Source organism: Kineobactrum salinum (assembly GCF_010669285.1).
Lineage (GTDB): Bacteria > Pseudomonadota > Gammaproteobacteria > Pseudomonadales > Halieaceae > Kineobactrum > Kineobactrum salinum.
The window spans coordinates 4415376-4440260 of record NZ_CP048711.1; the positions used below are offsets into that span (position 1 = coordinate 4415376).

The window sequence follows — 24885 nt, forward strand, 5'->3', positions numbered from 1 at the left end:
GCTGATTCTGATTGCACTGGGGATCGTGTTCTGGCCCATTATTTTCGTGCAGCCCGAGTCCACCGTCATTGACGAAATTCAAATTCCGGCGCCGCCCCCGGTAGCGGATACGCCCGTGGCTCCTCCCGACACTGCGGGGCTGCGGGAGTCCCCCCCTTGCTTGCCGATGAAGAAGAGGCGGCACCGCCAGAGCCCGGGCTCCCCGCAACGGATGCCGCGGAGGTGCCGGAGCCCGGTGCCTTGGCGCAGCCACTGCCGGAGCGGGCGCCTGCGGGGGCGGCACCGCCCGCAGCCGGTGAGACCCGCAGCGAGGCGCCGGAGCAGGCGCGGCTCGACGACCAGGGTGTCCCGGTGGCGTGGATGCTGCAGGTGATCAGTGTCAGCAGCCTGGAAAAGGCAGAGTCCCTGCGCCAGCGTCTGCAGGACATGGGGGAGAAAGCCTGGATCAAGTCGGTCACAGTAGATGGTAAGCTGCTGCACCGGGTCAACGTCGGACCCAAATTCGAGCGCGCCAGGCTCGAGGCATTGCGCCCGCAGATCGACGAGGAGTTCGGTGTACAGTCACTGATCAAGCGGTATGTACCGTGAGGCGCGCCGCTCGCTTCAGTGTAGTGCCTTGCTCTGCTAGACTGCGCGCGCCGTGGGTCCGTGCGATGCGGGCGGGAGAATTGCGCTGATGATAGACGGATTTACCTGGGTGGACTGGGCAATTGCCGTTATTGTCGTGCTGTCGACGCTGCTGAGCCTGTTGCGCGGGTTTACCCGGGAAGCCTTGTCTCTGGCGGGCTGGATCGCCGCCTTTGTGCTGGCCAACCTTTTTGCCAGCGAGCTGGCCACCCAGATGGCGGACCTGGTCAGCAACCTGACTGCCCGTTACATCGCCGCCTGGCTGGTGATCTTTGTGGCCATACTGCTGGTGGCCGGCCTGACGGGCATGTTGCTGGCGCAACTGGTGAAGGTCAGTGGTCTGGGTACCCTGGACCGTGTACTGGGTACGGTGTTCGGCTTCGCCCGCGGCGTGGTTATCGTGCTGGTACTGGTGTTCCTGATCCGGGAATTGCTGCCACCGAGGGACCAGGTGTGGTTGCACCAGGCACAATTGATGCCCCAGGTTGATGCTCTGATGAACTGGGTGCTGCAGTTGCTGGGAGGCTGGAGTACGGCCGCCCCCGCTGCTGTGCGGAGTTAAGCGAAAGCGAGGAAAATGTGGCATGTGCGGTCTGGTAGGAATGGTAGGCAAGGGCGATGTCGGCCCGGACATTTATGATGCGTTGACGGTATTGCAGCATCGCGGCCAGGATGCGGCCGGGATCATGACCTGCCGTGGCGGACGTTTCAATCAGCGCAAGAGCGAGGGCCTGGTGCGGGATGTGTTTCGTCAGGACCATATGGCGCGTCTCAAGGGCCCTATCGGTATCGGCCATGTGCGCTACCCGACGGCCGGCAGCTCCGGCCCGGCGCTGGCACAGCCATTTTATGTCAACTCCCCCTACGGCATTGCGCTGGCGCACAATGGCAATCTCACCAATTCAGAACAGCTGGCCAGGGAACTGTTCCAGGATGACCTGCGCCACCTGAATACGGATTCGGATTCAGAAGTGTTGTTGAACGTGTTTGCCCACGAGATGCAGACCCTGGGCAAACTCAGCCCTGGGCCGGACGACATCTTCCAGGCGATCACGGCGGTACACCGGCGCTGCCGCGGCGGCTATGCAGCCGTCGCATTGCTGGTCGACTATGGCGTGGTCGGCTTTCGCGACCCGTTCGGGATCAGGCCACTGGTAATAGGGGTACGCGACACCGCCGCCGGTGAAGAGCATATGCTCGCCTCCGAGAGTGTTGCCCTGGACGTCCTCGGTTTTCGTCTGCTCGGTGACGTGGCCCCCGGTGAGGCCGTGTTCATCGACAGCAAGGGTGCGCTGCACCGGCGCCAGTGTGCCAGCAACCCGCAGCTGTGCCCCTGTATTTTCGAACACGTGTACTTCGCCCGGCCGGACTCGCTGATGGACGGCATCTCGGTCTACAAGACGCGCATGCGTCAGGGTGAGACGCTGGCGCGCAAGATCCTGCGCGAACGGCCGCAGCACGATATCGATGTGGTGATCGCGATCCCCGACACCAGCCGGATTGCCGGCCAGTCGCTGGCGTCCGCGTTGGACATCAAGTTTCGCGAAGGCTTCATGAAGAACCGCTACATCGGCCGCACCTTCATCATGCCGGGCCAAAGCCAGCGCAAGCGATCCGTGCGCCAGAAACTTAACGCCGTGCCGTTGGAGTTTGAGGGCAAGAACGTGATGTTGGTGGATGACTCGATCGTCCGCGGCACCACCTGCCGCCAGATAATTCAGATGGCGCGCGACGCCGGTGCCAGGAAAGTGTATTTTGCCTCGGCCGCGCCGCCAGTGCGCTACCCCAACGTCTACGGCATTGATATGCCCTCGGCAGAAGAATTGATTGCCCACGGTCGCACGGTGGAAGAGGTCTGTGAGCTGATCGGCGCGGACTGGCTGATCTACCAGGATCTGGAAGACCTGATTGAATGTTCCCGCGAAGGAAACAAAGAGGCCGAGGGCTTCGATTGTTCAGTATTCAACGGCGAGTATCTGACCGGCGATGTTGACCGCGCCTATCTTGACCGCATTGAAGCCTTGCGCAACGATGATGCCCAGAGCCTCAGTCGGACCACTATGCTAGCAGAGGGGGCGGTAGTCGGTTTGCATAACGACGCCAGTTGAAACCATGAGCGAAGACCAGTACCCAGACCCCCTGGACGGGGCGCAGTTGGACACCCTGGCGATCCGTGCGGGCATCGCCCGCAGCGGCGAGGGCGAGCACTCGGAACCTATTTTTGCCACCTCGAGCTATGTGTTCGATTCGGCCGCGGATGCTGCCGCCCGCTTTGCCGGCGAGCAGCCCGGCAATGTCTATTCGCGCTACACCAACCCCACAGTGCGGACCTTCGAGCAGCGGATTGCCGCACTGGAAGGTGGCGAGATGGCCGTGGGCACCGCATCCGGCATGGCCGCCATCCTCAGTACCTGCATGGCCCTGCTGAAGGCTGGCGACCATGTGCTGTGCTCGCGCGACGTATTCGGTACCACCACCAACCTGTTCGCCCGCTACCTGGGCAAGTTCGGTGTACAGGTAGATTTCGTCCCGCTGCTGGCGCTGAACCAGTGGCGCGCCGGAGTGCGACCGGAAACCGCACTGCTGTTCGTGGAGACGCCGTCCAATCCGCTGTGTGAAGTCGCCGACCTGTCGGCCCTGGCCACGATCGCCCATGACGCCGGTGCCCTGCTGGTCGTCGACAACTGCTTCTGTACCCCGGCCCTGCAGCGCCCGCTGGCGCTGGGGGCGGATATCGTGATCCATTCCGCCACCAAATACCTGGATGGCCAGGGCCGCTGTGTCGGTGGCGCGGTAGTGGGCGCGGCCGAGCAGATGACGGAAGTACTCACCTTCCTGCGCACCTGCGGTCCCACCATGAGCGCGTTCAACGCCTGGGTGTTCCTGAAGGGCCTGGAAACCCTGCGCCTGAGGATGGAGGCCCACAGCCACACTGCGCTGGAACTGGCGCTGTGGCTGCAACAACAACCGCAGGTACAGCGCGTCTACTACGCCGGCCTGCCCGACCATCCCGGCCACGAACTGGCCGCGCGCCAGCAAAGCGCCTTCGGCGGCGTTTTATCATTCGAGGTCCGTGGCGGGCGCGAACAGGCCTGGCGCTTTATCGACGCGACCCGCATCATCTCGCTCACCGCCAACCTGGGCGATGCCAAATCCACGATCGTGCATCCCGCCACCACCACCCACGGCCGCCTCAGCCCCGAACAGCGCGCCGCGGCAGGCATCGGCGACAACCTGATCCGGGTAGCGGTGGGGCTGGAACATCCGGACGACCTGCGGACCGATCTGCAGCGGGGCCTGGACGCAACCGTCTGATTGTGTCTGGCACCCGAATCGCACTGCCCCGGACAGACTCGGGGCGGGCTCGGTGCGAGGGCGCTGCTTCCGGAGAGCGCTTTCGAGACCGTTTGCCGCATGGATGCGGCAACCGAGCCCCCACGGATGGGTTCAGAGCCTGCCCCACGAGCGTAGCGAGTGCTTTGGGCACGGCGTGTCTCGAAAGCGCTCTCCGGAAACAGTGACCGGATCACAGGCACCCAATCGCTAAAGCAAGTACCATCCCTTTGGCACCCCAACATTGTCCTGGCACGAAGCGAGCATCGGAGCGAAGACATATGGACATACAGGCTGCAATCGAAGACGCCGTCGCCGAAGTGGGCAAGGTCCTGCTGGGCAAGGACGTACAGGTCAGGCTCGCGCTGTGCTGCCTGTTCTCCCGCGGGCATCTGCTGATCGAGGACCTGCCCGGCATGGGCAAGACCACACTGTCCCACGCACTGGCCCAGGTACTCGGGCTGAGCTACAAGCGAGTCCAGTTCACCAGTGACCTGCTGCCGGCCGATATCCTCGGCGTGTCGATCTACAACCGCAACGATGCCAGTTTCAGCTTTCATCCCGGCCCGATTTTCACCCAGCTGCTGCTGGCGGACGAAATCAACCGCGCCACGCCGCGGACCCAGAGCGCCCTGCTCGAAGCGATGGCGGAAGGGCAGGTGACGATAGAGGGTGAGACCCGGGCGCTGCCGCAACCGTTTTTTGTGATCGCCACCCAGAACCCCGTACACCAGGCCGGCACCTATCCGCTGCCCGAGAGCCAGCTGGACCGCTTCCTGATGCGGCTGCAGCTGGGCTATCCCGACCCGCAGGCAGAGCGGCAGATGCTGCTTGGCAAGCATGCCGGCAACGGCGTTACTGCCGGGCTGCGCCAGTGCATTGATTCCGTCCAGTTGGAGCAGATCCGGGCGGCCGCGGCGGCGGTCCATACCTCTGACAATCTGCTGGATTACCTGCAGCGGCTGGTGGCCTATTCCCGCCAGACCGGCGAATTCGCGGTGGGACTGTCGCCGCGGGGAGCGCTGGCGCTGCTGGATTGCGCCTGTACCTGGGCCTTTATGAATGGACGCAGTCATGTTGTGCCAGAAGACCTGCAGGCGGTGTTACCCGCGGTGGCGGCCCACCGGGTGGTGCCCAGTGGCGACTATGCCGGCGATGGCCAGGCACTGGTGGAACTGCTGGCGCGCAACGTCGACGTGATCCGTCCCTGACGCGGCTGCAGATCGTGGCACTGGTGCGGGACCGGATGGAGGCAGTCGCACGCCGTTTGCGGGGCCGCTTCGGGAACTGGGTTACGCGCCGGATTCCGCCGGCGCGATCGGTGACGCTTGACCAGCGCCGCATTTTCATCCTGCCCTCCCGGGCAGGCCTGTTCTTCGGCCTGCTGGTAATATTGATCCTGCTTACCGCAATCAACTACCAGAACAACATGAGCTATGCGCTGGCGTTTTTGCTGGCGACGCTGTTCGTGGTGGGAGTGCTGCACAGCTATGCCAACCTGTCTGGCCTGAGGCTGCACGGGGTGGCGGCGAGCACGGTTTTTCCCGGCCAGCAAAGTGAGTTCGTCCTGCGCCTGGAGCGGGGCCGGCGGCAGCAGCACTACGCCCTGCGGCTGGCGTGGCCGGACAGCGGCGACGCCGTGGTCAACCTGGTGGATCGCGACACTGCCGAGCTCCGCTTGTATCTGCCGGTGGGTGGCCGTGGCTGGTATCACCCGGGCCGCCTGCTGCTGGAATCCACCTACCCGTTGGGTTTACTGCGCTGTTGGACCTGGGTCGACCTGGACCTGCGGGCGCTGGTCTACCCGCGGCCACTGAGCTCCGGGGAGCTGCCGGGAGTGGCCGGTGACCGGCCCGAGGGTGCGGCGATTCCGGTGGTGGGCAGTGATGATTTCTACGGCTTTCGCGAATACCGGCCCGGGGATTCGCTGCGACAGGTCCACTGGAAGGGGCTGGCCAAGGGTCAGGGGCTGCAGAGCAAGCACTACGTCGGCTATGCCGATCGCAGCCTGTGGCTGGACTGGGAGCTGTTTTCCGGCCTGCCCACCGAACAGCGCCTGTCGCACCTTTGTTACTGGGCTCTCGCCTTCGAGCGGGCCCAGGAGGACTACGGTCTGCGGCTGCCGGGCCTGACGCTGGCCCCGCCAGCGGTGAGCACCAGCTGGACCGGGTGTTGAGCGCACTGGCACTGTATGGCAAAGGGGAGGGGGCCCGATGAAGATCGCGACAGCCGCGAGGATAGTGCCGCGCAATGCGCTGGTGTGGATCATCATCAGCCAGTTTGCGCTGCTGGCTCCCCACCTTGGCCGGTTGCCGCTGTGGGTCGTCCTGGTCTACCTGTTCGCGGCTGGCTGGCGCATCATGGTGTACCAGGGGCGCTGGTCCTTTCCGGGCCGCTGGGTGAAGCTGGGGCTGATCGCTGCCGGTTTCGCCGCGATCTGGCTCAGCTACGGCAATCTGCTGGGCCTGGAGCCCACAGTGGCATTGCTGCTGACCGCGTTTGCGCTGAAGCTGCTGGAGCTGATCCGGCGCAAGGATGCCTATGTGCTTATTTTCCTGGGCTACTTTATCTGCGTCACCGGTTTCCTGTTCACCCAGCATCTGCTGCTGGTGCTGTACTCGATGCTGGACATCCTGTTGCTGACCACCGCGCTGGTCGCGCTGCACCAGCCCGGCGAGCACCGTTTCCGGCTGGCCACGGTGCGGCTGCCGGCGGTCATGCTGGCGCAGGCCTTACCGTTGATGCTGGTGCTGTTTTTCCTGTTCCCGCGCCTGGGCCCGCTGTGGACGGTGCCGGTCAAGAGCCACGCCGCCAGGACCGGCGTCAGCGACTTCATGCAGCCGGGGGATATCTCCAGCCTGAGCCAGTCCGACGAGGTTGCGTTCCGGGTCCAGTTCGATGGGGATATCCCGCCACGCTCGGAACTGTATTGGCGGGGCCTGGTATTCAGTGTGCTGGAGAACGGTGCCTGGCGCAGCCTGAAATATGCGGATATACCGGCGCGGGAGTGGCGGGCGCGGCGGCAGGAGCCGGTGGGCGAGCCCCTGCGCTACAGCGTGTTGATGATGCCCACGCAGCAGAACTGGCTGTACAGCCTGCGTTATGCTCAATCGGCTCAGCGCAGCGTGATGGCGAGCGCGGACTTCCGCCTTTATTCACCAGTCGAGATCGAAGACCAGTTGCTGTACCGAGCTACCAGCTGGCCGCGGACTCCACTGGAACTGGAGTTGTCTGCCTGGCGCCGGCGCACGGAGCTGGCCTTGCCGGCTGCCGGCAACCCGGCCACGCTGGCGCTGGCCCGGCAACTGCGGGCTGCCAGTGACAGCGATGCGGACTATGTGACGGCCGTGCTCGACCACTTCAACCGCGAACCCTTTGTCTACACATTGCAGCCGCCGTTGCTGGGCGAAGATCCGATGGATCAATTCCTGTTCCGGACCCGGCGCGGTTTCTGTGAGCACTATGCCTTCGCCTTTACGCTGATGATGCGGGCGGCGGGGGTGCCCGCCAGGGTGGTGGCCGGCTATCAGGGCGGCGAGATCAATCCCGTCAACGGCACGGTCATCGTGCACCAGTTCGATGCCCATGCCTGGGCCGAGGTCTGGTTGCCGGGTGAGGGCTGGCGGCGGGTGGATCCCACCGCGGCGGTGGCCCCCGAGCGCATCGAGCTGGGACTGGAGCAGGCGCTGGCTGGCGAGGGCAGTTTCCTGGCGGATTCGCCACTGTCACCGCTGCGCTACCGCGGGATCAACTGGATCAACATGGCGCGCTTGCGCTACGACGCGCTGACCTATCGCTGGCAGAGCTGGGTGGTGGGCTTCGACAGCCAGCAACAGTATCAGTTGCTGGAGGACGTATTCGGGGATATCCGGCCGCGCGTATTCATCGCGGTGCTGTTCGCGAGTGCGCTGGTGGTGCTGCTGCCGGTCGCCTGGCTGCTGCTGGGCCGGCGCCAGCGGCACAGCCTGGATCCGGCGACGAAACTGTATCTGGCGTTCTGCGTACGGCTGGCGGCGCGGGGTATCGTCCGTGCCGCCGGCGAGGCCCCGGCCGACTTCGCCCGCCGGGCCGCTCTGGAGCAGCCGGCGCTGGCGCCGTGGCTGCGGCAATTTACCCACGAATTCAACCAGCTGGCCTATGCCGATCGGGAGCAGGACGAGGCCCGGCGCCAGCAATTGCTGGCGCGCCTGCGCTCGCTGCTGCGGCAGCCGCCGCCGGCATGAAGAGCGCGTTGCGGGCAGGTTGCTAGAGCAGGGCGCCGTAGTCGGCCTGCAACTGGTCGAAGCTCAGCGAGGCGATGAAGCGCGAAAAGCTCATCCAGGTGGCCAGGCCCTTGAGGTCGGCGAAGTGCGGCGGCAGGAATTGCGGCGCGATCACCACGCCCTCGTCGATCAGCAGGCGCCAGGTCTTGATGTCTTCCAGTGTGATCTTGCCGCAGAACAGCACCGGCAGGCTGTCCAACTCGCCCTGGCTCATGGCCAGGCGCAGGAAATTGTAGGTCTGGACGAAGCCGCGCATATAGGCCAGGTCCTTGGTAAAGGGCCGGCCGGTGGGTGTGCTGCCGCGAAAAACCCGCACCGCGATGCTGTAGCTGTCCTCGGGAGTCATGTTGTGCTGCAGCAGGTAGTTGAACACGTCCAGGAAGTCGGCGCCTTCCTCCGCCAGCGTCACCGCCCGCACCCGGTTGATCAGGCGGTAGAGCCGCGAGGGGCTGGAGCGCAGGGTGAGGATCTCGGTCAGCACCGCCAACCCTTCCTGGGTGGTGGTGGCCGAGGGCGTGCCCTTGCCGAGAAAGGTGCACCAGGGCTGGGCGGTGCCATTCAGGGTGGTACCCAGATGCACCCAGCCCTCATGCACCTCCAGCACATCAATGTCCAGCCGGTTGAACAGCGCATCGCTGCGTATTTTCAGGTAATCGGAGCCCGCCGCGGCGTCGGCGGTCATCTGGTCATTGAGCAGCACCCGGATCCCGGCATCGGGAAACACGGCCAGCAGCCGTTCGTTCAGTATCGCTACCGCGGTTTCGGCCCGAATATCCTTGCGCGCCTCCTGCATCGATGCATTCTGCAGCAGGTTGATCAGCGTCGCCTCCATCGCCGTGCCGAGGTCGGCCAAGGTGGGATCGCCGGCGTGAAACACGTCCGAGGAGGAGCCGTACAGATCCTCGGAGATGGTGCCGAACTCGTTGCTGCCACGCACCTCCAGCATGCGCACGACGCTGCGGTATTCCCGACACATCCGGCGCATGATCTGGGCCAGCGGATTGAGCTGTCCCAGTTTGCGGGCGATATCCCGCTCTATCTGCTGGAATTCCGCACGCTTCACCGCCGGATCAAAGTCCAACGGGTTGTTGCGCTGGTAGTAGTCCTGGTCCACGGCAGGCAGTTCGCGGCAGTCGCGGGCAAAGAATTCCTTGCGCACGGTACTGTGCCATTTGATCGCGTCCAGCACCCGGATCGGCCGCTGGGCCTCCACGATGCGTTCCGACAGCTCCCGTACCAGGCTGAGGTAGTGTGGATCAGGTGCGCTCACGTGGCTTTCTCCTGCGCCGGCCCGGGCGTACCACCACCGCTGCCCGCAGGCGGTTGCCACCGAAGCGGCTCATCGCGGCGAAGTCCGCGCGGGCGATGGGCAGATACTGGCAATCCAGTGGATCCTTGTTTTCGTCCTTGCGCAGCGTTACCGAGCTGAGATCCTCCAGTTCCGGATCATGCACATACAGGCAGCTGTCATCATAACCGCTCAATACCACCCAGTGAGGTGCTTTTTTACTATCGAGTCTATAGGTGGATATCAGAATCAGGATGTTGGCCCCTGCGTCGAACAGGTCGACCAGCTGCAGTTGATCAATGTCCCGGTAGTACACCGGAATCCGGCGCCGTTCGCACTGTGCCAGGAAGGCGTCGTGGACCAGGGACATGACCCGTTTCTTGTTGTCATCGCGGACACCGTCGAGGAACAGCGGTCCTTCGATATTGACCCATACCTCGGCGCTGAAACCCCGGTCAGCCGCGGCCAGCGCCAGGCCCAGCGGATGGCAGCCGCCGTGGCCGGAGGTCATGAAAATTGTGGTGGCTTCGCGCCAGATGTTGATCTCTTCCAGCGGCGAGGGCTGGTACTTGTCGTCGAGCCCCGCCATCGCCATCATCAGCGAGGCCGGGCCACAGCTAAAGGGGGTGGTCTGGGCCAGCCATGGAATCACGTGGGAGTCACCGCCCGGTTCGTAGGGTGGATGCACTTCTCCATCCGCAGCGCATCGCTGTGGTCGTCGTAGTAGTCGTGGTAGAGCCCGAACTGCTCGTAGCCCAGACTTTCATACAATCGTATTGCCCCGCTGTTGGTGCTGGCGACCTCCAGCCGCATGTACAGTGCACCGGAGCTACGGGTGTGGCGTTCGGCCTGTTCCAGCAGCAGGCGGGCGACCCCACGGCCCTGTTGGGATGGGGCCACCGCCAGGGAATAGAGCCGGGCCAGGCGCGTGCCGCGGCGCAGCAGCACCAGGATATACCCGGCGAGAGTGCCGTCGGTCTCGTCGGTTGCGACCAGAAAGACACAGTCCTCGCGCCGCAGCCAGCGCTTGAAACTGCGCCGGGACAGCCGGTCGGTGCTGAAGCAGGCTGCTTCGATGGCGAGCAGCGCCTCCAGGTCACCGGGCTTGGCGCGGGCGACGAGATAGCTCACGGCGCGGCACCGGGCATAATGGTAACGGCCGGGGGAATGGCGGAAGGGGCTTGCAGCATTGTCGTTTCCAGTACTGGACAGCGCCAATATAGTGCCTATAGTCGACGGGTGCCACTGGCGCGTCGAACGCGGCTTGAAAACCACCGAATTGTCACTGTAGTCTTGAAGGGTCGGTCGAAGGCGGATGACACTTACTTCAGCGATTGGGTGTTTATAATCCAATAATCCGGTCCTTACTCGACGCTTGTTTCGGAGTGAGGGCGCTACTTCCGGAGAGTGCTTTCGAGACCGTATGCGACATGGATGTCGCATCCGAGCCCCCACGGATGGGTTCACGGCGTGTCTCGAAAGCACTCTCCGGAAGTAGTGACCGGATTAGAGGCACCGAATCACTGAAGTAAGTACCATTCAGACCGGAGACTGAAATTATACTTTGCGTTTATGGCGCGCAGGCTTAGAATCGGCGCCGTTTTCATCACCCGCGTGTTTTATGCTGACTGCAAAGGCATTCCGCCACTGAGGCTGTTTTGATACCTCCGTGTGTGGCCTGAAACTGACATGAGAGGACTGCTTCTGTGCGCAAATCTGGCGCCCCTTCATACCTGATTGTAACCGCTGTAACCGGCTCCCGGCCGGGCGAGCGACCACAATGACTGCCGGCAGCGACGCCAATACCGCCTGGTCAGTGGCGGATAGCGCTGAACTCTACGGCATCAACACCTGGGGTGCCGGCTATTTCAGTATTTCCGAGGGCGGCCATGCCCAGGTTACGGTGCCGACCGCGAACGGCGACGTCAGTGTATCGCTGATGGACATTGTCGCCGGCATGCGGGCGCGCAGCCTGGAGATGCCCACGGTGTTGCGTATTCGCAATGTGCTGGACCACCGTATCATGGTGCTGAACGAGGCCTTTGCCAGCGCAATTGCCGCCGGCGGCTATCAGAATGTCTACCGCGGCGTATTCCCGATCAAGGTTAACCAGCAATGTCATGTGATCGAGGAGATTGCCAATTACGGGGCGCGCTATCATCACGGCTTCGAGGCCGGTAGCAAGGCCGAGCTGATTATCGCTCTGAGCCAGCTGCACGACACCGACGCCCTGATAGTCTGTAACGGCTACAAGGACGCGGAATTCATTGACCTGGGGCTGTATGCCGGGCGCATGGGCTATCCCTGCTTTTTTGTGTTGGAGTCTTTGAGCGAACTGAAAGTGATCATCGAGCGCAGCAGGGCGCTGGACATCGAGCCGCTGATCGGCGTGCGGATGAAGAGTTCGGTGAAGGTGGACGGCCATTGGAGCCAGGACAGCGGCGACCGCTCGATATTCGGCTTGTCCACCGCGGCCTTGATCGGCGTGGTCGATGAGTTGCGGGCGGCCGGCATGCTGCACTGCCTGCAGATGCTGCATTGCCATCTGGGCTCCCAGGTTCCCAATATCCGCAATGTGCGCAATGGTGTGCTGGAAGCCTGCCGCTTCTATGCCGGGCTGGTGGAGGAGGGCGCCCCGATGGGCTATCTCGATCTTGGCGGCGGGCTGGCGGTGGACTACGAGGGCGCGCGTACCAACAGTACTCACAGCATGAATTACCAGCTGGAGGAATACTGCGTCAATATCGTCGAGAGTATCCGTGAAACCCTGGATCCGCTGGAGATCGCCCACCGGTGATCATCTCTGAATCCGGCCGGGCCACGGTCGCCTATTCTTCAATGTTGCTGTTCAATGTGCTGGATGTACGCAGCTGCGAGCCTTGGCCCTGCCCGGGGAGTTGCCCGAGGGCTGTCCCGAGACCCTCAAGCATATTCGCGAAGTACTGGCGGTGGTAGGCCAGCACAATTTCCAGGAGTGCTACAATGACGCCCTGTTTTATCGCGACGAGCTGCGGGAGATGTTTTATCACGGTCAGGCCAGCCTGCGTGAGCGTGCCCTCGCCGAGGATATCTGCCTGGCGATCCTGCAACAGGTTGCGGCTATCCTGCCGAACGTGAACCGGGTGCCGCCGGAGCTGGAAAATCTGCCTGAGCTGCTGTCGGACATCTACTACGGCAATTTCAGTCTGTTTCAGTCATTGCCGGATATCTGGGCAATCGATCAGTTGTTTCCGATCATGCCGCTGCACCGCCTGGAGGAAAGGCCGTCGCGGCAAGCCATGCTGGCGGACCTCACCTGCGACTGCGATGGCAAGATCGACAGTTTCTCCACCCCGGCCGGCACCGTGTCCACCTTGCCGCTGCATGCGCTGAAGCAGGATGAGGACTATATCCTCGGGGTCTTCCTGGTCGGCGCCTATCAGGAAACGCTGGGCGACCTGCACAACCTGTTTGGCGACACCAATGTGGTCAACGTTGCGATCAACCCGGATGGCAGCTACGACTTTGCCAGGGAGTTCCACGGCGACAGCATCGCCGATGTGTTGAGCTATGTGGAATACGAACCCAAGCATATGCAGGAGCAGTTCCGCCAGGTGGCCGAGAGCGCAGTGCGCAGTGGCCGCATTACCGTGGCGGAGCGACAGACCATTCTGCAGGCCTTCCGTGACAGCATGCACGGCTATACTTATTTTGAGCACGACTGAACTGTGCTACGCCAAAGGAGATAGAGCATGTCCAGGGTAATGATTATTGGAGCGGGCGGGGTGGGTGCTGTGGTCACACACAAATGTGCCCAGCTGCCGGAAGTGTTCAGCGAGATCATCCTTGCCAGCCGCACCGAGGCAAAATGCAAGGCCATCGCGGCCCAGCTATCGCGCCCGATACGCACGGCCCGGGTCGATGCGGATAACGTCGCGGAGCTGACCGAGCTGCTGCAGAGCGAGCGGCCGGCGCTGGTTATCAACGTGGCCCTGCCATACCAGGATCTGAGTATCATGGATGCCTGCCTGGCAGCGGGCGTGCATTATCTGGACACCGCCAACTACGAGCCGCTGGACACCGCCAAATTCGAATATCGCTGGCAGTGGGAGTACCAGGACCGGTTCGTGAAGGCCGGCCTCACCGCGCTGCTGGGCAGTGGCTTCGATCCCGGCGCGACCAATATATTCACGGCCTACCTGGCCAAACACTACTTCGACGAGATCACGGAGCTGGACATTGTCGACGTCAACGGCGGCGATCACGGCTACCCCTTTGCGACCAATTTCAACCCGGAAATCAATATCCGGGAAGTCACCGCCGATTGCCGTCACTGGGAAGGCGGCGAATTCGTCACCACTCCGGCGATGTCGAAAAAGGCCCGCTTCGACTGTCCCGACGGTGTCGGCAGCTACGACATCTACCGCATGTACCACGAGGAGCTGGAGTCGCTGAGCAAGCACTTCCCCAGCCTGCGGCGGGCCCAGTTCTGGATGAGTTTTTCGGACAACTACCTGAAGCACCTGGAGGTGCTGGGCAATGTCGGCATGACCGGCATCGAACCGGTGCAGTATCAGGGCCAGCAGATCGTGCCCATCCAGTTCCTGGCCTCGCTGCTGCCGGATCCCTCCACCCTGGGACCGCGGACCAAAGGCAAGACCTGCATCGGCTGTATCGTCCGCGGTCACAAGGACGGCAAGGACAAGGTGATGTACCTGTACAACATTGCCGATCACCAGGAGTGCTACCGGGAGGTACAGTCCCAGGCGATTTCCTATACCACCGGCGTGCCGGCGATGATCGGCGCCAAGATGATACTCGAGGGTCACTGGTGCGAGCCCGGGGTCTGGAATGTGGAACAGCGCGATCCGGACCCGTTCATGGCCGACATGAACCGCTACGGCCTGCCCTGGAAAGTGGTGGAGCTGGATCCGGCCTTTCGCCTGGACGTGGTGCAGGGACAGGAACTCTGATGTCGGAGCCGATGCAGTTTACCGACTTCGGCAAGCTGGACCCCGGCCGGCTGCCGTCGCCCTGCTACGTGGTGGACGAGGTGGCGGTGGAGCGCAACCTGACGATTCTGCAGCAGGTGGCCGACGCCAGCGGAGCCAAAGTATTGTCGGCGCTGAAGGCCTTTTCCATGTGGCGCCTGGCGCCGCTGGTGGCGCGCTATCTCAGTGGCACCTGTGCCAGCGGCCTGCACGAGGCCCGTCTCGGCCGCGAGCACTACGGCGGTGAGTTGCATGTGTTCGGCGCCGGCTACAGTGAACAGGACCTGCGCCAGATACTGGCCATCGCCGACCACGTCGTGTTCAACAGCAGTGGCCAGTGGCGGCGCTTCCAGCCGCTGGTGCGGGAGGCGCTGGACGCGCGGCCGCATATGCGTTTTGGCTTGCGCATCAACCCCGAACACTCCGAGGGCGAGGTGCCCATCTACGACCCCTGCGCGCCGGGTTCCCGGCTCGGCATTCCGCGCTCACAACTGGATCTGGACAGTCTGGAGGGCATCACCGGCCTGCACTTCCACACCCTGTGCGAGCAGGATTTCCCGCCTCTGCAACGCACGCTGGAGGCGGTGGAAGCGAAGTTCGGTGACCTGCTGCCACAGATGCAGTGGGTCAACTTCGGCGGCGGCCACCACCTCACCCGGCCTGGCTACCAGCTCGACGACCTGGCGAGCTGTATCCGGGATTTCTCCGTTCGCCACGGGGTGCAGGTCTACCTGGAGCCGGGCGAGGCAGTGGCACTGGGTACTGGAGTGCTGGTCACCGAGGTGCTCGATCTCACCTGGAACCAGGTGGACCAGGCGATTCTCGATTGCTCGGCTACCTGTCACATGCCCGATATCCTGGAAATGCCCTACCGGCCAGCGCTGCGTGGGGCCGGATTGCCGGGGGAACTGCCCCACAGCTACCGTCTCGGCGGACTCACCTGCCTGGCCGGCGATGTGATTGGCGATTACAGCTTCAGCAAGCCCTGCAGATCGGCCAGCGACTGGTGTTTGCCGACATGGCCCACTACACCATGGTCAAGACCACCACGTTCAATGGCACCCGCCTGCCGGCGATCGCGCTGTGGAACTCACAGACCGATGCGCTGGAGATCGTGCGCGAGTTCGGTTATGAGGAATTTGCCGGGCGCCTGTCGTGATTCCCGTGGACGGCTGCCCGCCACTGGTTTCGGCGGCGCAGGGCTGCTAGCATAGGCGGTCCACGCAAACCCTGAGGTGCCGATCCGATGTTTGATCGAAGCAAGAAAAAGCAGCCGGACGCTCCGGTCGCGGACGCGGCTCCGCCGCGTCCGGCGGAGACCGCTCCGCCCAGCACTCCAACCCCCACTCCAACCCCCACTCCAACCCCTACCAGCAATTCCACACCTGCGAGGAGCTCCGCGATGATCGGACCGAGTATCCACATTAAAGGCACTGTTACCGGCGATGAAGATCTGTCGATCCAGGGCAAGGTCGAGGGCACCATCGACCTGGGTGAACACGAGGTGGCAGTTGGACAGTCGGGCAAAGTGACCGCCGATATCAAGGCCAAGACGGTCCGTATCGAGGGTGAAGTGGCAGGTGATGTCACCGGCCGCGAGAAGGTGGTGATCTCCAAGTCGGGCCGGGTGCGCGGCAACATCATTGCCCCGCGAGTGACACTGGAAGACGGCGCCATCTTCAAGGGCAGCATCGACATGGATCCGGGCGACAGCGCCCACTCGCAACCGCAACCGGCGAAGACTGACAAGCCCGCGGCTGCAGGTAGCCAGACAACGACCGCCGCACCCGTTGCGGGCGCCGGCCTGAAGAACGGTTGACCGCGACCGGCAACAATCACCGATCCGGCTCATTTCCGCCCGCCGCGGCGGGCGGGGTTCCCTTGACCACAACCACTCAGTCATCCCAACTACTCACATCTGTGCTGCAGTCAGTGGCAGATGACCGCCATGTCACGGTACTGGACATGGGCTCGGCACTGCCGGAGACGGTGGCTTTTTTTTCCGGCCAACGCTGCACCCTGCATTTCGCGGATCTATTCGCGGAACTACCGTTCGTGGCGGCGGAGGAGGGGCCCGATATCCGCACTCAGCTGGCTGCACTGTTGCGCTTTCCCGCGCATACCCGCTTCGATATCTGCCTGTTCTGGGATCTGTTCAATTACCTCGACAGTGACGCGATCGCCGCGTTGCAGTCGATCCTGCAACCTCACATCCATCCAGGCACACGGGCCTACGGCTTCGGCGTTCACAACCGCAGAGCCGGTGCCAGTCATCACCAGTACGGTATCCTGGCCGCGGATACCCTGCAGATCAGACAACGCCCGGCACCATTGCCCGGCTACGCCCCGTTGCCCCAGAGCCAGCTGCAGAATCTGTTGTCCGGTTTCAGTTTCGACCGCAGCGTACTGCTGGCGGACAGCCGGCTCGAGTTGCTGATGAGTGCGCGGCGACCATAAAAAACCCCGCCATGGGCGGGGTTTTTTATCTGACATTGTTCTCGATCAACTACATAGGTCGGCCGACTGCCATAGCTAGAGACATCGGCCGGGGTGCGGTGTTCAAGACCGTTTGCGACATGGATGTCGCAACCGAGCCTCCATGGATGGATTCACGGCGTGTCTTGAACACCGCACCCCGGGTGATGGCTCGGCAATCGAAGTGCCGGCCTCCGAGTGTGCCTTGAGCGTCGCCCCCGGTTGATGGCTCGGCGGTCGAAGTACGGCCCTTCGTCCGACCACCCGCTACTCGCCGCCAAATACTCGGCGAGCACCTGAGAGAGCAACGTCGCCAAAACCTCAACTCAGACAGCCACCTGCTGGATCTCCAGCGCGGCGATGCGCTTGCCTTCCTCGGCGCCTTTCTGGAACTCGATGATCTGGTCGAAGTTCATGTAGCGGTAGATCTCCGCCGACATCGCGTCCAGATCCTTCACGTAAGTCAGGTACTCCTCCGGAGTCGGCAGCCTGCCCAGTACCGCGCCCACCGCTGCGAGTTCCGCCGAAGTCAGGTAGACGTTGGCGCCGTCGCCCAGCCGGTTGGGAAAGTTGCGGGTGGAGGTGGACAGCACGGTGGCATTGGCGGCCACGCGTGCCTGGTTGCCCATGCACAGGGAGCAGCCGGGCATCTCGGTGCGCGCACCGGCGCGGCCGAAGATGTTGTAGTAGCCCTCTTCCATCAACAGGTGCTCGTCCATCCGGGTGGGTGGCGAGATCCACATGCGGGTGGAAATGCTGCCCTTGTGCTGCTCCAGCAGCTTGCCCGCGGCGCGGAAGTGGCCGATGTTGGTCATGCAGCTGCCGATGAATACCTCGTCCACCTTGTCGCCGGCCACTGAGGACAGCAGGCGGGCGTCGTCGGGGTCATTGGGGGCGCAGACAATGGGCTCCCGAACCTCGGCCAGATCGATCTCGATCACCGCGGCATACTCGGCGTCCGCGTCGGCCTTCATCAGGCTGGGGTCGGCCAGCCAGTCTTCCATCTTGCTGGCGCGGCGCTCCAGCGTGCGGGGGTCGCCGTAGCCTTCTGCCACCATGGAACGCAGCAGTACGATGTTGGAGCGCAGGTATTCGGCGATGGTGTCTTCGTCCAGCGCGATGGTGCAGCCGGCGGCGGAGCGTTCGGCCGAGGCGTCCGACAGTTCAAAGGCCTGTTCCACGGTGAGACCCTTGAGTCCCTCGATTTCCAGGATGCGGCCGGAGAAGATATTCTTCTTGCCCTTTTTCTCGACCGTCAGCAGGCCCTGCTGGATCGCGTAGTAGGGGATGGCGTGCACCAGGTCGCGCAGCGTGATGCCGGGCTGCATTTCGCCCTTGAAGCGCACCAGCACGGATTCCGGCATGTCCAGCGGCATCACACCGGTGGCGGCGGCGAAGGCCACCAGGCCGGAGCCGGCGGGGAAGGAGATGCCCATCGGGAAGCGGGTGTGGCTGTCGCCGCCGGTACCCACAGTGTCGGGCAGCAGCATCCGGTTCAGCCAGGAGTGGATGATGCCGTCGCCGGGACGCAGCGAGACGCCGCCACGGGTCATGATGAAATCGGGCAGGCTGTGCTGGGTGTCGATATCCACCGGTTTCGGGTAGGCCGCAGTGTGGCAGAAGGATTGCATCACCAGGTCGGTGGAAAAGCCCAGGCAGGCCAGGTCCTTGAGTTCGTCACGGGTCATCGGCCCGGTGGTGTCCTGGGAGCCCACGGTCGTCATCAGCGGCTCGCAGTAGGTGCCGGGGCGCACTCCGGCCACGCCGCAGGCCTTGCCGACCATCTTCTGGCCCAGAGTGTAGCCCTTGTGGGTGTCGGCCGGCTGTTCCGGCTTGCGGAACAGGTCGGTGTCGCCCAGCCCCAGCACTTCCCGCGCCCGGGCAGTCAGGCCGCGGCCGATAATCAGGTTGATGCGTCCGCCGGCGCGCACTTCGTCCAGCAGCATGGCGGACTTGAGCGCAAACTCACAGATGAATTCGCCGCTCTCGGACAGGATCTTGCCGTCGTAGGGACGGATTTCAATCACGTCGCCCATGTTGAGGTCATCCACCGGCGCTTCGAATACCAGCGCGCCCGCATCTTCCATGGTGTTGTAGAAGATCGGCGCCACCTTGCTGCCGATACAGATGCCGCCGCCTTTCTTGTTGGGCACACCCGGCATGTCGTCGCCGAAGAACCACAGCACGGAGTTAGTCGCGGACTTGCGCGAGGAGCCGGTACCGACCACGTCGCCGACGAAGGCCACGGGCAGTCCCTTGGCGCGAATTGCCTCGATCTGGCCCATCGGGCCGGTGACGCCGTGTTCTTCGGGCTCCAGGCCGTCGCGGCTCATCTTGTACATCGCCAGCGCGTGCAGCGGGATATCCGGCCGCGACCAGGCATCCGGGGCCGGGGAGAGGTCGTCGGTATTGGTTTCGCCGGTCACCTTGAACACCGCGACCTTGATGGATTCCGCCACCGGCTCGCGGGAGGTGAACCATTCGCCATTGGCCCAGGACTCCATCACCGCCTTGGCGTGGCTGTTGCCTTCGCCGGCGAGTTCGGCGACATCGTGGAAGGCGTCAAACACCAGCAGGGTATGTTTCAGTTCGGTGGCGGCGGCCGCGCCCAGCTTCTCATTGGCCAGCAGCCCGACCAGGGTCTCGATATTGTAGCCGCCGTGCATGTCGCCCAGCAGGCGCACTGCCGTGGGCTGGTCGATCAGCGGACAGGCGACTTCAGCTTTGGCGACCGCGGACAGAAAGCCCGCCTTCACATAGGCGGCCTCATCGACACCGGGCGGTACCCGGGTCGAGATCAGTTCCAGTAAAAACGCTTCTTCCCCGGTGGGTGGATCCTTCAGCAACTCCACCAGCGCGGCCACCTGTTCGGCGTTCAGGGGTTTGGGCGGAATGTTCTGGGCGGCCCTTTCGGCCACATGTTCGCGATAGGCTTCTAACACGGTAGAGCTCCTTCAGATTGACGAGTGGCACCCTGGCGCTGGCGGCGAGCCGCACCGAATGCGGGGGAAGAATGCGGCGCGATTATAGCCCAGCGGACTAATAAGATAAATAAATCAAACGCTTATACCGTGCATTCACCCAGCTGATGGCTTACACTTTGACGGGTCTGTTTTTCGCCTGTTACCGCCAGCCAACATGCTCAAAGCCACCGTCAAAACGCCCTGTATCGGCGTCTGCTCCACGGGCATCGGCGACGCCGTGTGCCGTGGCTGCAAGCGTTTCTCCCATGAAGTCATCCATTGGAACAGCTATTCGCCAGAGCAGAAGCGCGCCATCGACGGCCGCCTCTCCACCTTCCTGTCCCAGTGCGTCAGTAACAAACTGCGGGTAGTGGACAAGCCCCTGCTGCAGTGGCAGTTGCAGGTACAGCAGCTGCGCTACAACCCCGAGCACGATGAATACTGCTGGGCCTACACCTTGCTGAAGGCCGGCGCCGGCCAGATTCTCAAGCCGCTGGACTATGGCCTGGATATCGAGCCCCCCTTCCGCGACCTGTCGCTGCCCCGGCTGCGCGAGTTGATCGACCAGGAATTCTACGTGCTGTCGGAAGCCCATTACCAACGCTATATCGCCACCCCCGACCTGTTTGCCGGCCAGCAACGCTGATGCAAGCGTCCGCGCTGGAGGCCATCCACGAATTCCTGCCCTGCGCCACCCCCGCGGCGTGGATTACCTGGGCGCAGCAGAACCCGGTGCTGCTGCTGGTGGACCACGCCAACTGCGAGAAAAAAGCCGCCTCCACCGCGCTCAACCTGATGTACCGCTATGTGGAGCATCCCCGCCTGTTGCACAGGCTGTCGCGGCTGGCGCGCGAGGAACTGCGCCACTTCGAGCAGGTACTGGCGATCATGCAGCGGCGCGGGATCGACTACCCGCAACTGTCGGCCTCGCGCTATGCCGGCGAGCTGCGGCGCGCGGTGCGCACCCACGAGCCGGGACGCCTGGTCGACACGCTACTGGTGGGCGCCCTGATCGAGGCCCGCTCATGTGAGCGCTTCGCGGCGCTGATTCCGGTGTTGGACGAGGAGCTGGCCGGCTTCTACGAATCCCTGCTGAAGTCGGAGGCGCGGCATTTTCGTGATTACCTGGCGTTGGCGGAGGGGCTGGCTGGACCTGCGGAGGTGGCGCAGCGGTTGGACGTGCTGCGGCAGAGGGAGGCGCAGTTGATCGAGGGGGCGGACGTTGAGTTCCGTTTTCATAGTGGGGTGCCGGGAGCTGTTGAGCCTGCCTGATCAGGCTTCCTGGTTGGCTTCCGTCATGGCGCTCGGGGTTTGTTTGGTTCGGTGCCTTGTCTTCCCGGTCCGGGTCGGCGGTGGGCCTGCAGAGACACGCCGTAAACCCATCCATGGGGGCTCGGTTGCAGCATCCATGCTGCAAACGGTCTCTGCAGGCCCACCGCCGACCCGCCCCTGCCTTCACGAAATTTTACTTCTGGTGGTGGGATGCGTTGCTTGAATCTTCAGGCAGAGCGGACTTCGAAAAGTAGCGCGGAATTGGAGTCGAAGGCTAGAAGCGGGAAGCTCCTTGCGGGATCGTCGGAAGCACGGATGCTGACGCCAAGCGCAGATGGGTGGGGTCAGCTTCTACAAGGCAGCCACCCAAATTAAGTAAAAAAACCGTGAAAGTAGGGCTGCCTCGCCGGTGGGCTTGCAGAGACCGTATGCGACATGGATGTCGCATCCGAGCCCCCATGGATGGGTCTACGGCGTGTCTCTGCAAGCCCACCGGCGAGGCGGGCCGGGACGGTAGCCACCCAACATGTTCAAATAAACCGCACCAGATCTGTTAATCTACCGCGACAGTAATTAGAAATCACATTCAGAATAAATCTTAACTCGTTGATTTTATATCGAAATCAACAAGCCGCATAGAGTCAGGGGTAGCTTCCAGGTACCAGCCTTTCTGGTCCCAGTCGCCGAGGACCCAGCGGGTGCCGGCGGTGTGGTCGTGGCGGGCGGGGCGGTGGGTGTGGCCGTGGATGAGCTGGCGGACCTCGCGGTCCAGCAGAGCCCGTTCGACCTCCTCCGGAGTCACATCCATGATGTCCTCCGCCTTGTTGCTGGTGGCCTCCCGGCTCATGCTGCGCAGCTCCCGCGCCAGCTTGCGCCGGTCCTCCAGCGAGCGCGCCAGCAGTTCGGCCTGCCAGGCAGGGGTGCGGGTGTTCTTGCGGAAGGCCTGGTATTCAGTGTCGCGGGTGCAGAGGCTGTCGCCGTGCATCAGCAGCGTCGGTTCGCCGTAGAGATTGATGACGCTGGGATCGTTCAGCAGACGCCCGCCCACCCGGCGGCAGAACTGCCTGCCCAGCAGGAAGTCGCGGTTGCCCTGCATCAGGTACAGAGCCGGCCCTGCGGCGGTGAAGCGCTGCAGCATTTCGGCGACTTCACCAACCAGGGGGGCATCGTCGTCGTCGCCGATCCATAGCTCGAACAGGTCACCCAGGATGTACAGGGCCTCACAGTCGCGATGTTCCAGCAGGAAGCGCCGCAGTGCCCGCACGGTGGCGGGGCGGGTCACTTCCAGGTGCAAGTCCGAGATGAAGTAGGTGGCAGGCACGCGACGGAAGTGGCCCTACGGCTCTACGATCTCGATGGTTTCAATGATCACCGGATCGACCGGTACATCCTGGTGGCCATTGCGGCTGGTGGTGGGCAGCGCACGGATCTTGTTGAGCACGTCCTCGCCGGCGGTGACCTTGCCGAATACCGCGTAGCCCCAGCCCTGCATGTTCTTGCCGCTGTGGTTCAGGAAGTCGTTGTCCTTGATGTTGATGAAAAACTGCGCGGTGGCGGAGTGCGGGTCCATGGTGCGGGCCATCGCAATGGTGCCAAAATCGTTGGTCAGGCCGTTGTCGGCCTCGTTCTCGATCGGCTCGCCAGCGGCTTTCTGCTGCATGTCGGTATCGAAGCCACCGCCCTGGATCATGAAGTTGTCAATGACGCGGTGGAAAATCGTGCCATCGTAGAAGCCCTCGCGGGCGTAGCTGAGGAAGTTTTCGACGGTTTTGGGTGCTTTCTCCGCATCCAGAGTGACGGTGATATCGCCAAAGGTGGTTCGAATAATGATCATTTCGGTGTCCCGCGGGGTCTGATTGTTGTCGTATTGGAAGGGCAATGATACGGGCTTTTGGGGACCAGTAAAACAGAACCGCAGCAATCCCGGTGTTTGTGGCATTTATAGGGTGCTTGTCGTGGCAAACGCTATAAGCACTGCGATTCTGCCGGTATAATGCCCGGTTTTTGGAGCGCCAACCGGAACCCGCATGGAAACCAGACCCGGCAACAATTTTTTGCGTACCCTGATCGCCGAAGAGCTGCGCGAGGGCCGCGTCACTCAGGTGGTGACCCGTTTCCCGCCCGAGCCCAATGGCTATCTGCATGTCGGCCATGCCAAGTCCATCTGCCTGAATTTTGGTCTGGCAGAGAGTTTCGGCGGTGACTGTAACCTGCGTTTTGACGACACCAATCCGGCCAAGGAGAGCCAGGAGTTCATCGAATCCATCCAGGCCGACGTGCGCTGGCTGGGTTACCAGTGGGCGGGGGAGGTGCGCTACGCCTCGGCCTATTTCGGCCAGCTCTACGAATGGGCGCTGCAGCTGGTGCGGCAGGGCGACGCCTATGTCTGTGACCTCGATGCAGAGCAGGCGCGCGAGTACCGCGGCACCCTGACCGAGCCCGGCCGCAACAGCCCCTGCCGCGACCGCTCCGTGGCGGAAAACCTGGACCTGCTGGAGCGGATGAAAAACGGTGAGTTCGATGAGGGCAGCCGGGTACTGCGGGCAAAAATCGACATGGCCTCACCAAACATGAACCTGCGGGACCCCATCCTGTACCGGATCCGCAAGGTGGCCCATCACCAGACCGGCACCGACTGGGTGATCTATCCCACCTACGATTTTGCCCACGGCCAGGAAGATGCCATCGAGGGCGTGACCCACTCCATCTGCACCCTGGAATTCGAGGATCACCGGCCCTGTACGACTGGCTGCTGGATCATCTGCCGGTGCCCGCCCGGCCGCGGCAGTTCGAATTCGGCCGCCTCAACCTCAATTACACGGTGACCAGCAAGCGCAAGCTGAAACAGCTGGTGGATGACAAGGTGGTGCAGGGCTGGGACGACCCGCGTATGCCCACCATTGCCGGCATGCGCCGGCGCGGCTTCACCCCGGCCGCGATTCGCCGCTTCTGTGAGATGATCGGCGTGACCCGCAGCGACGGGGTGGTGGACGTGGCGATGCTGGAGCACGCGATCCGCGATGATCTGAATGAGAATGCGCCGCGACGCATGTGTGTGCTGAATCCGCTCACCCTGGTACTGACCGAGCTGCCGCATGATCATCTGGAAATGCTGACCGCGGCCTCCCATCCCACCCGGCCTGAACTGGGCGAACGCCAACTGCCGTTTACCCGCCTGCTGGTGATAGACGCCGATGATTTTCGCGAGGAGGCCAACAAGAAGTACAAGCGCCTGGTGCTGGGCAAGCGGGTGCGGTTGCGCAACGCCTACGTGATCGAGGCCGACCGGGTGGTCAAGGACGAGCAGGGCAATATCACCGAGGTGCACGCGCACGTGATTCCGGGCACGCTGGGCGAGGACCCGGCCGATGGCGTCAAGCCCAAGGGCGTGATCCAGTGGGTCTCGGCCAGCCAGGGGCGGCAGGCAACGGTGCGGCTCTACGATCGCCTGTTCACCCACGAAGCGCCGGACCGCGGTGAGAATGCCTATATGGACTTTCTCAATCCGGACTCCCTGCGGGTAGTGACCGATGCCTGGATCGAACCCGCCCTGGTCGAGGCGCAACCGGAGCAGGGCTTCCAGTTTGAGCGCGAGGGGTACTTCGTCGCCGACCGCTACGAGCACAGCGCCGAGCTGCCGGTATTCAATCGCACTATCGGCTTGCGCGATACCTGGGATTCCTGACACAAGGCAG

General features: G+C 63.1%; 20 protein-coding genes and 2 pseudogenes. 16 read left to right on the top strand and 6 right to left on the bottom strand.

Annotated features, from left to right (window positions below):
- Positions 1–156: 156 nt before the first annotated feature.
- The 7 genes from G3T16_RS19635 to G3T16_RS19665 all read left to right on the top strand — a co-directional run bounded on the left by G3T16_RS19635 (position 157) and on the right by G3T16_RS19665 (position 8183).
- Positions 157–588 carry an SPOR domain-containing protein gene (locus G3T16_RS19635; protein WP_163496709.1) on the top strand — a complete coding sequence of 144 codons (432 nt, stop codon included), beginning with the start codon at positions 157–159 and terminating at the stop codon, positions 586–588.
- Between the two features lie 88 nt (positions 589–676).
- Complete coding sequence (locus tag G3T16_RS19640; RefSeq protein ID WP_163496710.1) at positions 677–1189, top strand: CvpA family protein; 513 nt, start codon at positions 677–679, stop codon at positions 1187–1189.
- 22 nt (positions 1190–1211) lie between these two features.
- The gene (gene purF, locus G3T16_RS19645) at positions 1212–2735 is read left to right on the top strand and encodes an amidophosphoribosyltransferase (protein WP_163496711.1); all 1524 of its coding nucleotides are present in this window, start codon (positions 1212–1214) and stop codon (positions 2733–2735) included.
- 4 nt (positions 2736–2739) lie between these two features.
- Positions 2740–3942 carry an O-succinylhomoserine sulfhydrylase gene (locus tag G3T16_RS19650; RefSeq protein ID WP_163496712.1) on the top strand — a complete coding sequence of 401 codons (1203 nt, stop codon included), beginning with the start codon at positions 2740–2742 and terminating at the stop codon, positions 3940–3942.
- Between the two features lie 299 nt (positions 3943–4241).
- Positions 4242–5171, top strand: a complete 930-nt coding sequence (locus G3T16_RS19655; protein ID WP_163496713.1) for an AAA family ATPase — start codon at positions 4242–4244, stop codon at positions 5169–5171.
- Positions 5172–5206: 35 nt separating this feature from the next.
- Positions 5207–6136 carry a DUF58 domain-containing protein gene (locus tag G3T16_RS19660; RefSeq protein ID WP_232059174.1) on the top strand — a complete coding sequence of 310 codons (930 nt, stop codon included), beginning with the start codon at positions 5207–5209 and terminating at the stop codon, positions 6134–6136.
- Between the two features lie 37 nt (positions 6137–6173).
- Entirely contained in the window at positions 6174–8183 is a 2010-nt protein-coding gene (locus tag G3T16_RS19665; protein ID WP_163496714.1) for a transglutaminase TgpA family protein, read from the top strand.
- 22 nt (positions 8184–8205) lie between these two features.
- On the opposite strand, the gene G3T16_RS19670 is transcribed toward G3T16_RS19665, so the two are convergent.
- Genes G3T16_RS19670 through G3T16_RS22230 form a run of 3 tightly spaced genes read right to left on the bottom strand, consistent with a single transcriptional unit; the run spans position 8206 to position 10641 of the window.
- Positions 8206–9492, bottom strand: coding sequence for a flavohemoglobin expression-modulating QEGLA motif protein (locus tag G3T16_RS19670; protein ID WP_163496715.1), 1287 nt, complete (start codon positions 9490–9492; stop codon positions 8206–8208).
- Positions 9479–10162: a peptidase C39 family protein gene (locus G3T16_RS22225; protein WP_232059175.1), complete on the bottom strand. Its 684-nt coding sequence runs from the start codon at positions 10160–10162 to the stop codon at positions 9479–9481. Before G3T16_RS22225 ends, G3T16_RS19670 begins: the two co-directional genes overlap by 14 nt.
- Positions 10159–10641, bottom strand: coding sequence for a GNAT family N-acetyltransferase (locus G3T16_RS22230; protein ID WP_232059176.1), 483 nt, complete (start codon positions 10639–10641; stop codon positions 10159–10161). The genes G3T16_RS22225 and G3T16_RS22230 overlap by 4 nt, the downstream gene beginning before the upstream one ends.
- Positions 10642–11290: 649 nt before the next feature.
- Here G3T16_RS22230 and speA point away from each other — a divergent pair.
- The 6 genes and pseudogenes from speA to G3T16_RS19700 all read left to right on the top strand — a co-directional run bounded on the left by speA (position 11291) and on the right by G3T16_RS19700 (position 16937).
- On the top strand, positions 11291–12307 hold the full coding sequence (gene speA / locus G3T16_RS22235; protein ID WP_232059177.1) for a biosynthetic arginine decarboxylase: 1017 nt from the start codon (positions 11291–11293) through the stop codon (positions 12305–12307).
- Positions 12308–12389: 82 nt separating this feature from the next.
- Positions 12390–13214, top strand: coding sequence for a type III PLP-dependent enzyme domain-containing protein (locus tag G3T16_RS22240; protein ID WP_232059178.1), 825 nt, complete (start codon positions 12390–12392; stop codon positions 13212–13214).
- A 27-nt stretch (positions 13215–13241) separates the two neighbouring features.
- On the top strand, positions 13242–14462 hold the full coding sequence (locus tag G3T16_RS19685) for a saccharopine dehydrogenase family protein (RefSeq protein WP_163496716.1): 1221 nt from the start codon (positions 13242–13244) through the stop codon (positions 14460–14462).
- Positions 14462–15639 (top strand): annotated as a pseudogene (nspC, locus tag G3T16_RS19690) (carboxynorspermidine decarboxylase). Before G3T16_RS19685 ends, nspC begins: the two are co-directional and overlap by 1 nt.
- 243 nt (positions 15640–15882) lie before the next feature.
- Positions 15883–16299, top strand: coding sequence for a bactofilin family protein (locus G3T16_RS19695; RefSeq protein ID WP_163496717.1), 417 nt, complete (start codon positions 15883–15885; stop codon positions 16297–16299).
- A 62-nt stretch (positions 16300–16361) separates the two neighbouring features.
- Complete coding sequence (locus G3T16_RS19700; RefSeq protein WP_163496718.1) at positions 16362–16937, top strand: hypothetical protein; 576 nt, start codon at positions 16362–16364, stop codon at positions 16935–16937.
- Positions 16938–17281: 344 nt separating this feature from the next.
- Here the strand turns inward: G3T16_RS19700 and acnB are convergent, their stop codons facing one another.
- Positions 17282–19897, bottom strand: coding sequence for a bifunctional aconitate hydratase 2/2-methylisocitrate dehydratase (gene acnB / locus G3T16_RS19705; RefSeq protein WP_163496719.1), 2616 nt, complete (start codon positions 19895–19897; stop codon positions 17282–17284).
- Positions 19898–20093: 196 nt separating this feature from the next.
- Here acnB and G3T16_RS19710 point away from each other — a divergent pair, with 196 nt between their 5' ends.
- Entirely contained in the window at positions 20094–20564 is a 471-nt protein-coding gene (locus G3T16_RS19710) for a DUF1289 domain-containing protein (RefSeq protein ID WP_163496720.1), read from the top strand.
- A complete protein-coding gene (gene miaE, locus G3T16_RS19715) occupies positions 20564–21190 on the top strand; it encodes a tRNA-(ms[2]io[6]A)-hydroxylase (protein ID WP_163496721.1) in 627 nt (208 codons plus the stop codon). Before G3T16_RS19710 ends, miaE begins: the two co-directional genes overlap by 1 nt.
- 598 nt (positions 21191–21788) lie before the next feature.
- Here miaE and G3T16_RS19720 read toward each other — a convergent pair.
- Together G3T16_RS19720 and G3T16_RS19725 are read right to left on the bottom strand one after the other, a co-directional pair.
- A complete protein-coding gene (locus G3T16_RS19720; RefSeq protein WP_163496722.1) occupies positions 21789–22511 on the bottom strand; it encodes a UDP-2,3-diacylglucosamine diphosphatase in 723 nt (240 codons plus the stop codon).
- 15 nt (positions 22512–22526) lie between these two features.
- Positions 22527–23024 carry a peptidylprolyl isomerase gene (locus tag G3T16_RS19725; protein ID WP_163496723.1) on the bottom strand — a complete coding sequence of 166 codons (498 nt, stop codon included), beginning with the start codon at positions 23022–23024 and terminating at the stop codon, positions 22527–22529.
- A gap of 193 nt (positions 23025–23217) precedes the next feature.
- Here G3T16_RS19725 and G3T16_RS19730 point away from each other — a divergent pair.
- Positions 23218–24875, top strand: a pseudogene (locus G3T16_RS19730) (glutamine--tRNA ligase/YqeY domain fusion protein).
- The last annotated feature ends 10 nt before the right edge of the window (positions 24876–24885 follow it).

Excerpts from the sequence above, each read along its gene's own strand:
- G3T16_RS19640 (WP_163496710.1), top strand. The coding sequence starts at position 677 with ATGATAGACGGATTTACCTGGGTGGACTGGGCAATTGCCGTTATTGTC.
- purF (WP_163496711.1), top strand. The coding sequence starts at position 1,212 with ATGTGCGGTCTGGTAGGAATGGTAGGCAAGGGCGATGTCGGCCCGGAC.
- G3T16_RS19650 (WP_163496712.1), top strand. The coding sequence starts at position 2,740 with ATGAGCGAAGACCAGTACCCAGACCCCCTGGACGGGGCGCAGTTGGAC.
- G3T16_RS19655 (WP_163496713.1), top strand. The coding sequence starts at position 4,242 with ATGGACATACAGGCTGCAATCGAAGACGCCGTCGCCGAAGTGGGCAAG.
- G3T16_RS19660 (WP_232059174.1), top strand. The coding sequence starts at position 5,207 with ATGGAGGCAGTCGCACGCCGTTTGCGGGGCCGCTTCGGGAACTGGGTT.
- G3T16_RS19665 (WP_163496714.1), top strand. The coding sequence starts at position 6,174 with ATGAAGATCGCGACAGCCGCGAGGATAGTGCCGCGCAATGCGCTGGTG.
- speA (WP_232059177.1), top strand. The coding sequence starts at position 11,291 with ATGACTGCCGGCAGCGACGCCAATACCGCCTGGTCAGTGGCGGATAGC.
- G3T16_RS19685 (WP_163496716.1), top strand. The coding sequence starts at position 13,242 with ATGTCCAGGGTAATGATTATTGGAGCGGGCGGGGTGGGTGCTGTGGTC.
- G3T16_RS19695 (WP_163496717.1), top strand. The coding sequence starts at position 15,883 with ATGATCGGACCGAGTATCCACATTAAAGGCACTGTTACCGGCGATGAA.
- G3T16_RS19710 (WP_163496720.1), top strand. The coding sequence starts at position 20,094 with ATGCTCAAAGCCACCGTCAAAACGCCCTGTATCGGCGTCTGCTCCACG.
- miaE (WP_163496721.1), top strand. The coding sequence starts at position 20,564 with ATGCAAGCGTCCGCGCTGGAGGCCATCCACGAATTCCTGCCCTGCGCC.
- G3T16_RS19725 (WP_163496723.1), bottom strand. The coding sequence starts at position 23,024 with ATGATCATTATTCGAACCACCTTTGGCGATATCACCGTCACTCTGGAT.